This is a genomic window from Actinoplanes nipponensis, assembly GCF_016862275.1.
GTDB classification, from domain to species: Bacteria; Actinomycetota; Actinomycetes; order Mycobacteriales; family Micromonosporaceae; genus Actinoplanes; species Actinoplanes nipponensis.
On record NZ_BOMQ01000059.1, the window covers coordinates 37,292 to 52,243 of the forward strand.

Annotated in this window: 12 protein-coding genes; 6 read left to right on the forward strand and 6 right to left on the reverse strand. The window is 73.8% G+C overall.

Features of this window, described 5'->3' with window-relative positions; all coding sequences use genetic code 11:
• Nucleotides 1–89 precede the first annotated feature (89 nt).
• Nucleotides 90–2,534 carry a serine/threonine-protein kinase gene (locus Ani05nite_RS41355; RefSeq protein WP_239130574.1) on the reverse strand — a complete coding sequence of 815 codons (2,445 nt, stop codon included), beginning with the start codon at nucleotides 2,532–2,534 and terminating at the stop codon, nucleotides 90–92.
• 143 nt (nucleotides 2,535–2,677) lie between these two features.
• On the opposite strand from Ani05nite_RS41355, the gene Ani05nite_RS24505 reads away from it, so the two are divergent.
• Complete coding sequence (locus Ani05nite_RS24505; RefSeq protein WP_203771867.1) at nucleotides 2,678–3,115, forward strand: CBS domain-containing protein; 438 nt, start codon at nucleotides 2,678–2,680, stop codon at nucleotides 3,113–3,115.
• Between the two features lie 48 nt (nucleotides 3,116–3,163).
• Here the strand turns inward: Ani05nite_RS24505 and Ani05nite_RS24510 are convergent, their stop codons facing one another.
• The 5 genes from Ani05nite_RS24510 to Ani05nite_RS24530 are packed head-to-tail and all read right to left on the reverse strand — an operon-like array spanning nucleotide 3,164 to nucleotide 7,956.
• Nucleotides 3,164–3,748 carry a DUF624 domain-containing protein gene (locus Ani05nite_RS24510; RefSeq protein WP_203771869.1) on the reverse strand — a complete coding sequence of 195 codons (585 nt, stop codon included), beginning with the start codon at nucleotides 3,746–3,748 and terminating at the stop codon, nucleotides 3,164–3,166.
• A complete protein-coding gene (locus tag Ani05nite_RS24515; RefSeq protein WP_203771871.1) occupies nucleotides 3,745–4,575 on the reverse strand; it encodes a carbohydrate ABC transporter permease in 831 nt (276 codons plus the stop codon). Before Ani05nite_RS24515 ends, Ani05nite_RS24510 begins: the two co-directional genes overlap by 4 nt.
• The gene (locus Ani05nite_RS24520) at nucleotides 4,575–5,558 is read right to left on the reverse strand and encodes a carbohydrate ABC transporter permease (protein WP_377881672.1); all 984 of its coding nucleotides are present in this window, start codon (nucleotides 5,556–5,558) and stop codon (nucleotides 4,575–4,577) included. Before Ani05nite_RS24520 ends, Ani05nite_RS24515 begins: the two co-directional genes overlap by 1 nt.
• 2 nt (nucleotides 5,559–5,560) lie before the next feature.
• Nucleotides 5,561–6,898, reverse strand: coding sequence for an ABC transporter substrate-binding protein (locus Ani05nite_RS24525; protein WP_203771875.1), 1,338 nt, complete (start codon nucleotides 6,896–6,898; stop codon nucleotides 5,561–5,563).
• 5 nt (nucleotides 6,899–6,903) lie between these two features.
• A complete protein-coding gene (locus tag Ani05nite_RS24530) occupies nucleotides 6,904–7,956 on the reverse strand; it encodes a LacI family DNA-binding transcriptional regulator (RefSeq protein WP_203771877.1) in 1,053 nt (350 codons plus the stop codon).
• Between the two features lie 237 nt (nucleotides 7,957–8,193).
• Between Ani05nite_RS24530 and Ani05nite_RS24535 the strand changes: the two genes are divergently transcribed.
• From Ani05nite_RS24535 to Ani05nite_RS24555, 5 genes are read left to right on the forward strand one after another with little or no spacing between them, the layout of a single operon-like run.
• Entirely contained in the window at nucleotides 8,194–9,513 is a 1,320-nt protein-coding gene (locus Ani05nite_RS24535) for a Gfo/Idh/MocA family protein (RefSeq protein ID WP_275410621.1), read from the forward strand.
• A gap of 23 nt (nucleotides 9,514–9,536) precedes the next feature.
• Nucleotides 9,537–10,940, forward strand: a complete 1,404-nt coding sequence (gene uxaC, locus Ani05nite_RS24540) for a glucuronate isomerase (RefSeq protein WP_203771879.1) — start codon at nucleotides 9,537–9,539, stop codon at nucleotides 10,938–10,940.
• A complete protein-coding gene (locus tag Ani05nite_RS24545; RefSeq protein WP_203771881.1) occupies nucleotides 10,937–12,238 on the forward strand; it encodes an enolase C-terminal domain-like protein in 1,302 nt (433 codons plus the stop codon). Before uxaC ends, Ani05nite_RS24545 begins: the two co-directional genes overlap by 4 nt.
• A complete protein-coding gene (locus Ani05nite_RS24550; protein WP_203771883.1) occupies nucleotides 12,229–13,719 on the forward strand; it encodes a mannitol dehydrogenase family protein in 1,491 nt (496 codons plus the stop codon). Before Ani05nite_RS24545 ends, Ani05nite_RS24550 begins: the two co-directional genes overlap by 10 nt.
• Nucleotides 13,709–14,947: a Gfo/Idh/MocA family protein gene (locus Ani05nite_RS24555; protein ID WP_239130575.1), complete on the forward strand. Its 1,239-nt coding sequence runs from the start codon at nucleotides 13,709–13,711 to the stop codon at nucleotides 14,945–14,947. Before Ani05nite_RS24550 ends, Ani05nite_RS24555 begins: the two co-directional genes overlap by 11 nt.
• The last annotated feature ends 5 nt before the right edge of the window (nucleotides 14,948–14,952 follow it).

Here is a 14,952-nt window from a genome sequence, read left to right on the forward strand (position 1 = left end):
GGGTCGGCTGCCGGCGAGCTTCGGTCGGCTGCTGGTGGGGCTTCGGTCGGCTGCCGGCGGGCTTCGGTCGGCTGCTGGCGGGGCTTCGGTCAGCTGCCGGCGGGGCGGAAGCTGTCGAAGACCAGTTGCAGGTCGTCGCGGTCGGCGCGCCAGCGGGCGTCGGTGGTCTGCCAGTAGATGCCGTACGCCTGCCGCTTCGAGGTGATGACGCCGCGGTTGTTGACGTGCTGGCGGGTGCTGCCGTTGAAGGTGAACTCCCAGTCGGCGGCCTTCTGCCAGTACTTCACCGGCGCGATCTTGATCTCGCGGTAGCCCGGGAAGTCGCCCGCGGCGACCCGGTACTCGGCCTTGCCGCGCCAGTCCGCGACCGGGTCCGGCTGCGGCTTCCTGGTCTGGTCGATGCCCAGGACCTGGCCCTTGCCGCTGCGGAAGTAGACGATCGAGCCCTTCTTGGACTTGCGCCAGCTCGCGGGGACGTAAACGCGGAAGCCGGTGGGGTCGCGGTAATCGCGCCAGCCGGCGGGCAGAGGCGGGCGGGCCGCGGGACCGCCGGCGCGGCCGGTGGTCGTGCCGGCGGCCGGGGTCGCGCCGGAGGCCGGGCCCGATCCGGCCGGTACGGCGGCGCCGGGGGAGGCCCCGATGCCGCCCCCGGCGGAGGTGCCCGGGGCCGGCGTGCCCGGGGTCGTCGGGCCCGGGGCCGAGCCGGTCGCTGCGGCGGTCGGTGCGGTCCTGACCGGGGTGGCGGGGTCGTCGTGCTGGGCGTACCAGGTGGCTCCGGCGGCGGCCAGGACGGCTGTGGCGATGCCCGCGACCAGCAGGGACCGGCGGTGTCGTGGGGGAGCGGTCGGGGCGGGCCGTCCGGGAGCGGAGGCGGGGGCCGGGGTGGCCCGGGTGATCGGTGCCGCGCTTGGCCTGCGTTGCCGGGGGACCTGCGGCGCCCGGGCCGTGCCGCGGGCGGGCGCTTCGGCGGGAGACGATGCAGCGGGCCCGGCATCGGCGGCGGGGCGGGGGTCGGCGGCGGCTCCGGGGCCGGCGGTAGGCGCGGGGTCGGCGGCGGCTCCGGGGCCGGCGGTAGACGCGGGGTCGGCGTTGGCGGTGGGCTCGGCGTTGGCGTTGGCGTTGGCGTTGGCGTTGGCGGTGGCCGCGGCGGCGGTGGCCGCGGCGTTGGCGGTGGGCGCGGGGTCGGGGGTGGGCCCGGCGTCAGCGGTGGGCCTGGGGTCGGCGATGGGCGCGGGGTCGGGGGTGGGCCCGGCGTTGGCGGTGGGCCCGGGGTCGGCGACGGGGAACGCGTCCGGCGCGGGTGCGGCTTCGGGGGCGGGCGCTTCAGCGGCGGGCGATGCTGCGTCCGAGGTGGGTGGTGCTTCCTGGGCGGGCCCGGGGTCGGCGGCGGGTGCCGTGTCGAGGACGGGTGCCGCCTCGGCGGCGGGTGGTGCCTCCGGGACGGATGCCGCGGCGGCGGGCTCGGGCTGGGGCGTGGTCGCTGGTTGCGGAGCGGGCTCCGCCGGGCGGGTCGGCTCCGCGGCGGGCAGCGATGCCGGCTCCGCGGCGGGAGGTGCTGCCGATTCCGCTGCTGGGGGCGGCGTCGCGAGCGGGGCCGCCGGTGCGGCCGCGGTCGGTGTCCGGGGTGCCGGAACGGCCGCGCGCCCGGGGCCGCTGCGGGTGACGCGGTCGCGGCCGCGGCGGGAGGCCCACGGCCAGCGGGGGCGGGCCGGCTGCTCGCCGGAGACGATCTCCTCCAGCAGCCGGCGGGCGTCCTCCAGGCCGAGGCGCGCGGCCGGATCCTTGGTCAGCAGCCCGTCCAGCACCGGCGCCAGCTCCCCGGCCCGCTGGGCGGGGGTCGGCTCGTCGGTGGCCACCGCCGTCAGCGTCTCGAACACCGATCCGCGCTCGTACGGCGAGTGCCCCTCCACCGCCGTGTACAGCGTCGCGCCCAGCGACCACAGGTCGGAGGCGGGCAGCGTGGTGCCGTCGCGGACCCGCTCGGGCGACATGTACTGCGGGGAGCCCAGCACCAGGTCGGAGCTGGTCACGATGCCGTCGCCCTCGATGGTGGCGATGCCGAAGTCGGTGAGCACCACCCGGCCGTCGTCGCCCATCAGCACGTTGGCCGGCTTGACGTCGCGGTGCCGCACGCCCGCCCGGTGCGCCGCGCCCAGAGCGCCCAGCACCGCCAGGCCGATCTCGGCGACCCGGCGCGGCGCCAGCGGCCCCTCCGCGGCGATGACGTCGCGTAGGGAACGGGACCGCACGTACTCCATGACGATCCACGTCGAGCCGTCCGCCGCGATCACGTCGTACACCTGGGCCGCGTTCGGATGGCTGATCCGGGCGGCCGCCCGGGCCTCGCGCAGCGTGCGCTGCTGCACGGCGTCGCGGTCCGCGGCGACCAGGTCGTCCGGCAGCACGATCTCCTTGATCGCGACGTCGCGGTCGAGGACCTCGTCGCGGGCGAGGAAGACCCGGCCCATGCCGCCCTGGCCGAGCGTCTCGCCCAGCCGGTAGCGGCTGGCGACGACGACCGGGCCCACTGTCATGAGCCTCGCTGTACCCGGTGACACCGCCGGTCACTCCTGCCGGATCCGCCGGGACCGCGGGCGATCACCGGGAAGTCGCGCCGAGGCGCCCCGGCGGGCCGTCCGCGCCCCTAGGGTGGAGGGACCAGGCCTGGGGAGGAAACATGCGGATCAGTGACGTTCTTCGTGTCAAGGGCGACCGTGTCGTGACGGTGGCTCCGGCGACCCGCGTCGACGAGCTGCTGAAGGTGCTGGCCGAGCACCGGATCGGCGCCATCGTGGTGTCCGCCGACGGGACCCGGGTGGACGGGATCGTCAGCGAGCGCGACATCGTGCGGGCGCTGGCCGTGCGCGGCGCGGCGGTGCTGGCCGAGCCGGTGTCCGCCATCCACACCACCGAGGTGCGCACGGTCGTGCCGGAGGCGCCGCTCGACGAGGTGGAGCGGCTGATGACCGAGCGGCGCTTCCGGCACGTGCCGGTTGTCGTCGACGGGGTGCTGCACGGCATCGTCAGCATCGGCGACGTCGTCAAGCTGCGGATCGACGAGCTCGAGTCCGAGCGCAGCTCGCTCGCCGGCTACATCACCGGCGAACGCAGCTGAGCGGGCGCCGGCCCGGGGCGGTGGACGTCCCGGGCCGGGTCCGGCGCGTCAGAGCGCGTTGACGGGCGTCGCGGGCGACAGCCGGCGCGTCACCACGTGCAGCGCGAAGATCGCGTACCCGGCCAGCACCGGCACCAGCACGGGATGGACCAGGGCGGCGAGCAGCGCCGCCAGCAGGACGACCCCGGCCGCCGCGGCCGCGGCCCGGCCGTGTCCGGGCAGCGCGGACACAGCGGCCCGCCACCGGTGCTCCGGGTCCGCCCCGACCGCCACGACGGCGACCGCGCCGTAGCCGGCGCCGGCCGCCGCGAGCAGCACCGTGAGCGCCAGCAGCGGGGCGCCGCCCGGGACCGTGCCGGTGCGCACGGCCAGCACGTCGACGACCAGCAGCAGCACGGCGACCGCGACGGCCAGGCCGGCGAGCAGCCCGGGCGCCAGCGCGCGCCGGAACGTCGTCCAGCAGGCGCGGGCGGTCGGCCACCGGTCGTGCTCCAGGTGGTGGTGCACCGCGGCGCTGCCGGCCACCACGGCGGCGCCCGCCGTGACCAGCGGCAGGGCCGCGAGACCGACCAGGAAGCCCAGCAGGGCCAGGTCGGTGGCGATCCGGACGGTCTCGCGCCAGTCGCGTCTCATCCCTTGAGCCCGCTGGTGTTGATGCCCTCGACGAGCATGCGCTGGAACGCCACGAAGAACAGGAAGACCGGCACCAGCGACAGCAGCGACATGGCGAACATCGGGCCGACCGAGCTCTCGCTGGTCGAGTCGATGAACAGGGTGAGCGCCACCGGCGCCGTGTAGTCCTGCAGCTCCGACAGGTAGACCAGCTGCCGGAAGAAGTCGTTCCAGGTCCAGATGAACGAGAAGATCGCGGTGGTCACCAGCGCCGGGCGGCTCAGCGGCAGGATGACGTGCTGGAAGATCGCGTACGGCGAGGCGCCGTCGATCTTCGCGGCCTCGTCCAGCTCGCGCGGGATGCCCCGCATGAACTGCACCATGAGGAACACGAAGAACGCCTCGGTGGCCAGGAAGTGGGGCACCACCAGCGGCAGGTACGGCCAGTCGCCGCCCACCCAGCCGAGCGTCCGGAACAGGATGTACTGCGGGATGATCAGCACGTGCCCGGGCAGCAGCAGGGTGCCGATCATGACCGCGAACCAGACCTTGCGCAGCCGGAACCGCAGCCGGCCCAGGGCGTACGCCGCCAGCAGGCAGGAGATCGTGTTGCCCAGCACGGCCAGCACCGCCACCATGGCGCTGTTGAGGAAGAAGCGGCCGAAGCCCACGTCGAACTTGTGCCAGCCGTCGGTGAAGTTGCCCGGGGTGAACTCCCGCGGGACCAGCCCGATGTTGTTGACGATCTCCTGCGGTGACTTGACCGACGTGCCCACCATCCAGAACAGCGGATAGAGCACGACGGCCAGAATGGCCAGCAGCAGGAGCAGGCGCAGCCGGCTACGCATCAGTGCTCCTCGGCGTCGGAGTAGTGGACCCAGAACCGGCCGGTGCGGAACAGCACGACCGTGATGAGCCCGATGGTCAGCAGGAACACCCAGGCCATCGCCGAGGCGTAGCCCATGTTGAGCTCGACGAAGCCCTTGATGTAGAGGTCGAGGGTGTACATCAGGGTGGAGTCGACCGGGCCGCCGGTGCCGTTGCTCAGCACGAAGGCCGCGGTGAAGCCCTGGAAGCCGTGGATCGTCTCCAGCACCAGGTTGAAGAAGATCACCGGGGAGAGCATCGGCAGGGTCACGTTGCGGAACTGCGACCACGTCCCCGCGCCGTCGACGGACGCCGCCTCGTACAGCTCGGCCGGCACCTGCTTGAGGCCGGCCAGGAAGATCACCATGGGCGCGCCGAACTGCCAGATGGCCAGCACCATCAGCGTCTCCAGGGCGAAGCGGGGGTCGTTGACCCACGGCGCGCCCTCGATGCCGAAGAAGGCCAGGAACGAGTTGAACGAGCCGTCCCGGCTGAACATGCTGCGCCAGACGATGGCCAGCGCCACGCTGCCGCCGAGCAGCGACGGCAGGTAGAACAGGCCCCGGAACAGCCCGATGCCGCGGATGGCGCGGTTGAGCAGCAGGGCCACCGCGAGCGCGGCGGCGAGCTTCAGCGGCACGGCGACCAGCGCGAACGTCACGGTGACCTGGACGGCGTGCCAGTAGGACGGGTCGCTGGTGAACATCCGCCGGTAGTTGTCCCAGCCGACCCAGTTCACCTCCGACAGCGGGGTGAGGATGTCGTAGTCGGTGAAGCTCAGGTAGAGCGACAACATCATCGGGATGGCTGTGATCGCCAGCAGGCCGAGCAGCCAGGGTGAGAGGAACACGTACCCCGGCAGGTTCTCGCTGTGGCGCCGCCGGCGCGGGCCCTGCCGGTCGGCAGGGCCCGGGCGGACGGGTTCGATCCGGCTCTGTGCCGTTCGCACCGTGGTCACGACGATCGTCAGCCCTGACCGATCGCTGCCTTGGCGGCGGCGACGAAGGCGGCCGCGCCCTGGGCCGGCGTCTGCCGGCCGAACTGGACCTCCTCGGCGACCCGGATCAGCTCACTGCGGACCTTGCTGTGCCCCTTGAGCGGCACCGCCGGCGCCGGGCCGAAGGTCTTGCCCAGCTCGTTCTGCACCGCGATGGTCTGCTTCATGCTGGGGTCGGTGACGCTGTCGGCGACGACCTGGCGCACCTCGAGGTTGGACGGCAGGCCCCGGTCGGTGCCGAGGATCTTGCCGGCCTCCGGGTCGTTGGCCAGGAAGTTGAGCACGTCCACGGCCTGGTCCTTGTTCGGGCTGCCGCGGAACACCGAGAAGTACATCGAGGCCCGGGCCCACTGCGCCTTCGGGTCGCCGGGGTACGCCACGACCCCCAGCTCGTCCTTGGTGTTCTTCTTCAGCTCGGGCATCTGGTTGGCCCAGACCCAGGAGGTCGCCGCCTTGCCGGTGACCACCAGCTGCTTGCTGATGTCGGTGGCGTTGCCCTCGTGGATGACGTCGGGGGTCGGGGTGGCGCCGCGCTCGCGGGCGCCCTTCCAGAGCTCGAACCAGGCGGTCACGTCCTGCTCGTCGAAGCCGAGCTCCTTGCCCTTGTACAGGTCCTTGCCGCGCTGCCGGAGCCAGACCCAGTACGCCTGGTAGACGGCGCTGGCGTCCTGGGTGCCGGGCACCTTGGCGGTCTTGGACACGTTCTCGGCCCAGGAGATGTAGTCGTCCCAGCTCATCCCCGTCTTGGGCGCGGGCAGCTTGAACTTGTCGAGCAGGGTCTTGTCGTACACCAGGCCCTGGGTGTTCTCGCCGAAGGCCACCCCGGCGAGCTTGCCGTCGACCGTGCCGTACTCCTTGAGGCCGGGCGGGAACTTGGACATGTCCAGGCGCCCGTCGCCGGCGTACGAGGTCAGGTCGAGGGTGACGTTGCGGCCGGCGTACTCGGCGATGTAGTTGTCGTCGATCTGGAAGAGGTCGGGGGCGTTGCCGCCGGCGGTCAGGGTGGCCAGCTTGTCGAAGTAGCCCTGGTTGGCCTGCCAGGTCTTCTTGAACGTCACGTTCGGGTGTTTCTGGTGGTAGAGCTCGAGGGCCTTCTCGGTCAGGGTGGCGCGGCCCTCCGCGCCCCACCAGAAGATGGACAGCTCGACGGGCTTGTTCGGGTCGCTGGACTCGTCGTCGCCGCCGCAGGCGGCGGCGCCGAGGGCCAGGGGTACGACCAGGGCCGCGGCGAGAAGTCGCCGTCGGGTCGCGGTACCGTGGCGGCGCGTGGTTCGCACGTCCGTCGGCGGGGCTTTGTCCGGGTACATGGTGCTCACTCCTTGGCGTAGGAGGCGACAGCTTCGGGGGCGGCGGCAGCCGCGTTGCCCGGATCCGCATGGCTGTGCGGATCCGGGCCCGGTCCCGTCGAGTCGCGGATGACCAACTCGGTCTGAAGGCTCGCATGGGCAGTGGTACGACGGTCGTCTCCGTGCGCGAGGAGCATGTCGACGGCCGCTCTTCCCGCGGCGGCGGCAGGTGTGGCCACCGTGGTCAGCTTGGGATGGATGAGGCGGCTCAGCGCGATGTCGTCGATGCCGACGACGCTGATGTCCGCCGGGACCCGCGCGCCCTGGGCGTGCAGGCCCTCGATGAGGCCGATGGCCATGAGGTCGTTGTAGGCGAGCACGGCGCTGACCCCGCTGCGCAGGACCTGCTCGGCGACGGCGGCGCCGCCGTGCTCGGTGGGTGGGTTGGGGCCGAAGACGGTGAGCTCGGCGCCGCCGGCGCGGGCCGCCAGCGCCGCCGAGCGGCGGATCTCCTTGCTGGTCCAGGAGCCGCGGGGCCCGGCGACCAGGCCGATCCGGCGGTGCCCGAGGCCGCTGAGGTGGTCGATGGCCAGCCCGGCGCCCTGGGCCACGTCCATGACGACGGTGGGCAGGCCGGTGATCTGCCGGTTGACGACCACCAGCGGCACGTCCCGGCTGAGCAGCTCGATCAGGCTGTTGCTCATCCGCGGGCTGCACAGCAGGATGCCGTCGACCTGCTTGGCCAGCGCCCGGACCAGGTCCTCCTCGACCGCGGCGTCCTCGTTGGAGTCGGCCACGAAGATGTGGTAGTCGCGCTGCCGGGCCTGGCTCTCGGCCGCCTTGATCAGCGGGGGGAAGAACGGGTTGGCGATGTCGGCGACGATCAGGCCGACGTTGAACGTGCGGCCGGTGATCAGCGCCCGGGCGGCCCGGTTGGGCCGGTAGCCGAGCTGCTCGGCGCAGGCCAGCACCCGGGTGCGGGTGTCCGGGTTGACCAGGTGCGGCGCCGAGAACGTCCGGGAGACCGTGGAGATGTGCACTCCGGACTCCCGTGCGACGTCGCGAATCGTGGCTGGCACGCCGGCCCTTCCTTCGATGGATGTGCTGTGGTCGGGGTCACTCTGGGGGCCAATTAATGCAAACGGTTGTAGCTGTGTCAACGGCCTTTTGTTGCAGCTTCATGACGGCCGTCCGCATTGCAGGCCGATGTACGGGTCGCTTAATGGCATAAAACCGGACGGACCAGCCCTGAATTCTTGACGACGGGCGATCGACGTGTTTAGTTCTGCTGCAAACGTTTGCAGTGAGGAGAAGCGGTGGACGCACGACGGCGCTACGCCCTGGTCGGTACCGGCGCCCGGGCCGAGATGTTCCTGCGGGCCCTGGCCACCGACCACGCCGACGCGGCCCACCTGGTCGGGCTGGCCGACGTCAACCCGAGCCGGATGGCGGCGCACAACCGCTGGCTCACCGGGCTGGGCGGGCCCGCGGCGCCCACCTACCCGGCCGCGGAGTTCACCACCATGCTGACCGCCGAACGGGTGGACGAGGTGCTGGTCACCAGCGTCGACAGCACCCACGCCGACTACGTGGTGGCCGCGCTGGAGGCCGGTTGCGACGTCATCACCGAGAAGCCGATGACGGTCGACGTGGACGGCTGCCGGCGCATCCTGGACGCGGTCGAGCGCACCGGCCGGCGCGTGCAGGTGGCGTTCAACTACCGCTTCAACCCGCTGCACGAGACCGTCCGCGAGGTGCTGGCCGCCGGCGAGATCGGCGAGATCGGCTCCGTGCACTTCGAATGGCTGCTCGACGTCCGGCACGGCGCCGACTACTTCCGGCGCTGGCACCGCGACAAGGCCAACTCCGGCGGCCTGCTCGTGCACAAGTCGGGTCACCACTTCGACCTGGTCAACTGGTGGCTGGGCGCGGCGCCGGAGCAGGTCTACGCGCAGGGCCGGCTGTTCTTCTACGGCGAGACCGGCCGGCGCCACGGCTACGCCCGCGACTACGAGCGCGCCCACGGCGACCCGGCGGCCGAGGGCGACCCGTTCGCCCTGCGCCTGCGCGACAACCCGCGGCTGCGCGAGCTCTACCTCGACGCCGAGGCCGACGACGGCTACCGGCGCGACCAGAACGTGTTCGCCCCCGGGGTCACCATCGAGGACGACATGGCCGTGCTGGTCCGCTACGACACCGGCGCCACGATGACCTACCACCTGACCGCGTACGCGCCCTGGGAGGGCTACCGGCTGATGGTCAACGGCAGCCGGGGCCGCCTCGAGCTGGAGGTGGTCGAGAGCGACCACGTCAGCCCGGCCGGCGCGAGCGAGGTCAAGGGGGCCGCGATCCACGGGGTGACCGAGGCCGAGGAGCACGGCCGGTCCACGCTGACCGTCCGGCCGTTCTGGGCGCCGCCGCGCGAGGTGCCGCTGCCGGCCGGGTACTCCCGCAGCGGGCACGGCGGCGCCGACTCGCGGATGACCGGCGTGCTCCTGGGCGCCGCCAAGGACCCGCTCGAGCGTTCCGCCACCGCCCGCGACGGCGCGCTCGCCCTGCTCACCGGCCTCGCCGCCAACCGGTCGATGGAGACCGGCGCCCCGGTGCGCGTGGCCGACCTGCTCGACCTCCCCTGACCCGTCGCTCTCCCGAGGTGTCCATGTCCGACCTGCTGTTCGCGGCCGAACCCCGCCAGCGAGACATCGCCCGTGAGCTCTACACGCTCGTGGCGGACCTGCCGCTGATCTCGCCGCACGGCCACGTCGATCCCGGCCTGCTCGCCGACGACGAGCCGTTCCCCGACCCGGCCCGGCTGATCATCGTCCCTGACCACTACATCACCCGGATGCTGCTCAGCCAGGGCATCCCGCTGGCCCGGCTCGGCGTACCCAGCCGCACCGGCGCCCCGGTGGAGACGGACCCGCGCGCCATCTGGCGGCTGCTCGCGGACAACTGGCACCTGTTCCGCGGCACCCCCTCGCGGCTCTGGCTGGAACGCACGTTCGCCTCGGTCTTCGGGGTCACCACCCGGTTCGGCCCGGCCACCGGCGACGCGGTCTACGACGAGATCGCCGCGCGGCTGGCCGAGCCCGCCTTCCGGCCCCGGGCGTTGTTCGACAAGTTCGGCATCGAGGTGCTGGCCACCACGGAGTCGCCGCTGGACGACCTGAGCCGGCACGCCAAGCTCGCCGCCGACGGCTGGGGCGGCCCGGGCGGGCGGGTGATCACCACGTTCCGCCCGGACGACGTGGTGGACATGGAGTTCGAGGGCTGGGCCGAGCGGATCGGCCGGCTCGGCGAGCTGACCGGGGAGGACACCGGGACCTACCGCGGCTACCTGGCCGCGCTGTGGTCGCGGCGGCAGGCGTTCCAGGCGGCCGGCGCGACCTCCTCCGACCACGGGCACCCGACCGCCCGTACCGTGCGGCTGAGCCCGGCCGACGCGGCCCGGCTGTACGAGCGCGGGCTGCGCGGCCGGGCCTCGGCGGCCGACGCCGAGGAGTTCCGCGCGCACATGCTGGTCGAGTTCGCCCGCATGTCCATCGAGGACGGGCTGGTCATGCAGCTGCACCCCGGCGCCGTGCGCAACCACAACAGGAGCCTGCACACCGGGCACGGCCGCGACGTCGGCGGCGACATCCCGCAGGCGACCGACTTCGTGCACGCGCTGACCCCGCTGCTGGACGCGTACGGCAACGACCCCCGGCTGCGGGTGGTGCTCTTCACCCTGGACGAGGACACCTTCACCCGCGAGCTGGCCCCGCTGGCCGGCGGGTACGCCGCGCTCTACCTGGGCGCGCCGTGGTGGTTCCTGGACTCGCCGGACGGGCTGCGCCGGTTCCGCGACGCGGTCACCGAGACCGCCGGCTTCTACAACACGGCCGGCTTCACCGACGACACCCGGGCGTTCTGCTCCATCCCGGTACGGCACGAGGTGGCCCGCCGGGCCGACGCGGCGTACCTGGCCCGGCTCGTCGCCGAGGAGCGGCTGCCGCTGGACGAGGCCGCCGAGACCATCGCCGACCTGGCCTACCACCTGCCGAAGAAGGTGTTCCGGCTGTGACCAGGATCCTCGCCGTCGACGTGCACGACGTCCGGTTCCCGACGTCGCTGACCGGCGACGGCTCCGACGCGATCAACCGCGGCGACTACTCCGCCACCTACGTGGAGCTGCGCACCGACGGCCCGCACGTCGGCGCCGGCTTCACCTTCACCAACGGCCGCGGCAACGAGCTGACCTGCGCGGCGGTCCGGGCGCTGAGCCACCACGTCGTCGGCCGGACGCTGAGCGAGCTGGCCGCCGCCCCCGCCGCGTTCGTCCGGAGCCTGACCGCCGACCCGCAGCTGCGCTGGCTCGGCCCGGAGAAGGGCGTGCTCCACCTGGCGACCGGCGCGCTGGTCAACGCGGTGTGGGACCTGCGGGCCAAGTCGGCCGGCGCGCCGCTGTGGCAGCTGCTGGCCGAGCTGTCCACCGAGGAGCTCGTCGCCTGCGTCGACTTCCACCACATCAGCGACGCGCTCACCCCGGCCGAGGCGGCGGCCATCCTGGACCAGGGCCGGGCCGGCCTGGCCGACCGGCTCGGCGAGGTGTCGCGCGACGGGCTCGCCTCGTACACCACCTCGGTGGGCTGGCTGGGCTACCCGGACGACAAGGTCCGGGCGCTGGCCCGCGAGGCGTACGCCGGGGGCTGGCGGGCGATGAAGATGAAGGTCGGCGGCGACCTGGACGACGACGTGCGCCGGGCCGGGATCATCCGGGACGAGATCGGCCCGGACGCGCTGCTGATGATGGACGCCAACCAGGTGTGGGACGTCGACGAGGCGATCGCCGCGATGACCCGGCTGGCCGCGTTCCGCCCGTACTGGATCGAGGAGCCGACGCACGCCGACGACGTGCTGGGCCACGCCCGGATCCGGCGCGCGGTCGACGAGCTCACCGGCGGCACGTGCCGGGTGGCCACCGGCGAGGTCGCGGCCAACCGGGTGATCTTCAAGCAGCTGCTGCAGGCCGAGGCGATCGGCGTCATGCAGGTCGACGCCTGCCGGGTCGCCGGGGTCAACGAGGTGCTGGCCGAGCTGCTGATGGCGGCCAAGTTCGGCGTGCCGGTCTGCCCGCACGCCGGCGGGGTCGGGCTCTGCGAGCTGGTCCAGCACCTGGCCGTCTTCGACTACCTGCGGGTCGGCACGACACGGGAGGGACGCATGATCGAGTACGTGGACCATCTGCACGAGCACTTCGAGGATCCGGTACGCACCCGCGAGGGCCGCTACCTGCTGCCGGACCAGCCGGGTTACAGCGCCACCATGCGCCCCGCCTCGATCGCCGAGTTCTCCTTCCCCGGCGGCCCGGCATGGCGGTGACCACCACGCCGCTGCTCGGGCTGGCCACCCTGAGCCGGCTGCCCGAGCAGTGCCGCCCACTGATCCGCCCCGGCGACGTCCCGGCCGGCATCGTCCACCTCGGACTCGGCGCCTTCCACCGGGCGCACCAGGCCGTCTACATCGAGGAGGCGATCGCCGCCGGCGGCGGCGACTGGGGCATCGTCGGCGTGGCGCCGCGGTCCACCCGGGTCGTCGCCGACCTCACCGCCCAGGACCGGCTGTTCAGCGTGACGACGATGTCCGGCCCGAGCGCCGGCACCCGGGTGGTCGGCGCCCTGGCCGGGGTGCGGCACGCCGGCACGGACCCCGGCGCGGTGGTCGCCCTGCTGGCCGACCCGGCGATCCGGGTGGTGACGCTGACGGTCACCGAGAAGGGCTACCACCTCGACCCGTCGACCGGCCGGCTCACCGCGGACGCGCAGCTGCGGGCCGACCTGACCACGGCCCGCGCCCCGGTCACGGTGCCCGGGCTGCTGCTGCGGGGCCTGCTCGCCCGCTGCCGCGCCGACGCCGGCCCGATCGCGGTGCTCAGCTGCGACAACCTGCCCTCGAACGGGCGCCGGGTGCAGAGCCTGGTGGACCAGGCCCGGCGGCTGCTGCCGGGCGACCGGGCCGGCTTCGCCGAGTGGCTGGGCGCGAGCGTGACGTTCCCCGGGTCCATGGTGGACCGGATCGTGCCCGCGAGCACGCCGGCGACCCTGGAGCTGGCGGCCGCCGCGCTCGGCGCCCGGGACCTGGCCGGGGTGCACGGGGAGCCGTACCGGCAGTGGGTGATCGAGGACCGCTTCCCCGGCGGCCGGCCGGCCTGGGAGCGGGCCGGGGTGGTGCTGACCGACGACGCCGGCCCCTGGGAGCGGCTGAAGCTGCGCGCGCTCAACGGCGTGCACTCGGCGATCGCGTACCTCGGGGCGGTGGCCGGCCGGGAGACCATCGCGGCCGCGCTGGAGATCCCCGGGATGCGCGCGGCGATGGCGCGCTTCGTCGCCGAGGACGTGGCCGGCAGCTTCCAGCCGCCGCCCGGCGTCTCGATCGTCGGCTACGGCGAATCGGCGCTGGGCCGCTTCGCCGACCCGGCGATCGCGCACCGCACCCGGCAGGTGGCGATGGACGGCTCGCAGAAGCTGCCGCAGCGGGTGCTGCACACCATCGCCGACCGGCGGGCGGCCGGCGCGTCGCCGCGCTGGGCGGCGCTGGTCGTCGCGGCCTGGATGCGGTACGTCCAGGGCGTCGCCGACGACGGCCGGGTGCTGCCGCTCGACGACCCGCTGGCCGACCAGATCCGGGCCCGGCTGGCCGCCGCCAAGCCCGCGCCGGCCTGCGTGGCCGAGGCGCTGTTCGGGCTGGACACGGTGTTCCCGGCCGAGCTGGCCGCGGACGACACGGTGCGGGAGCTGGTCGTCGGCTGGCTGACCGAGCTGGACAAGCACGGCGTCGAGGCGACCCTGGCCGGTGCGGCATGACCGCGGTGCGGCCGGGGCGCGGGGGTACGGCGTGACGGCGGCGGTGGCGCTGATCGGCGCGAACGGGCACGGCCGCTCGCACCGGCGGCGGATCGCCGAGCTGGAGCGGACGGGGTCGGTGCGGTTGGTGGCGCTGGCCGACGTACAGCCGATCGAGCCGGACCCGCCGGTCCCGGCCGGCGCCGCGGTCTTCACCGACCACCGCGAGCTGCTCGCCACGGCCGCCCCGGACGTGGTGGTGATCTGCACGCCGCCGCACACCCACCTGCCGATCGCCCTGGACGCCCTGGCCGCGGGCTGCGACGTGCTGCTGGAGAAGCCGCCGGTGCCGACGGTCGAGGCGCACGCGACGCTGCAGGCGGCGGTGGTGTCCTCGGGCCGGTCGTGCCAGGTCGGCTTCCAGGCGCTCGGCTCGCTGGCCGCGCAGACGCTGTTCGACGCGGTGGCCGCGGGCCGGCTGGGCCGGCTGGAGAGCGTGGCGACGGTCGCGTCCTGGCGGCGCGACGACGCCTACTACGCCCGCGCGCCGTGGTCCGGCCGGCGCGTCGTCGACGGCCGGCCGGTCCTCGACGGCGCGCTGGTCAACCCGTTGGCGCACGCGGTGATGCAGAGCCTCGCGGTGGCCGCGGCGGCGGGCGCGGGCGCCCCGGTGCGGCTGGCGGCCGAGCGGTACCGCACCCGCGACATCGAGGTCGACGACACGGCGTTCGCCCGGATCACCTTCGCCGGCGGGCTGCGGATGATGGCGGCGGTGACGCTGGCCGGGGAGGACTTCGTCGCCGGCTCGGTCATCGTGACCGGCGCCGCCGGACGGGCCGAGCTCGAGTACCCGACCGACCGGCTGGACCTGCCCGGGCTGACGGGCCCGCCGGGCCGCATCGACCTGCTGGAGAACCTGATCGCGCACCGGCGGGACCGGTCCGGGGTGCCGCTGGTCGCGCCGCTGGCCCGGACCGCGGCGTTCACGGCGGTGGCGCAGACGCTGACCGGGCCGGGGGCGGCGCCGCCGGCGCTGATCGACGAGGCGTTCGTGGCGGCGGTGGGAACGGGACCGGAGCGGGTGCAGGTGATCACCGGGATCAACGCGGTGCTGCGGGAGGCCGCGGCGACGCTGAAGCTGCCCTCGGAATCGGGGGTGGCCTGGGCGGTGCCGGCGTACGAGGTGGACGTGCCGATCGCCGGACACCCGTACGGGCACCCGCCACCCGGTTCCGTCGGGGAGTACTGAGCCGG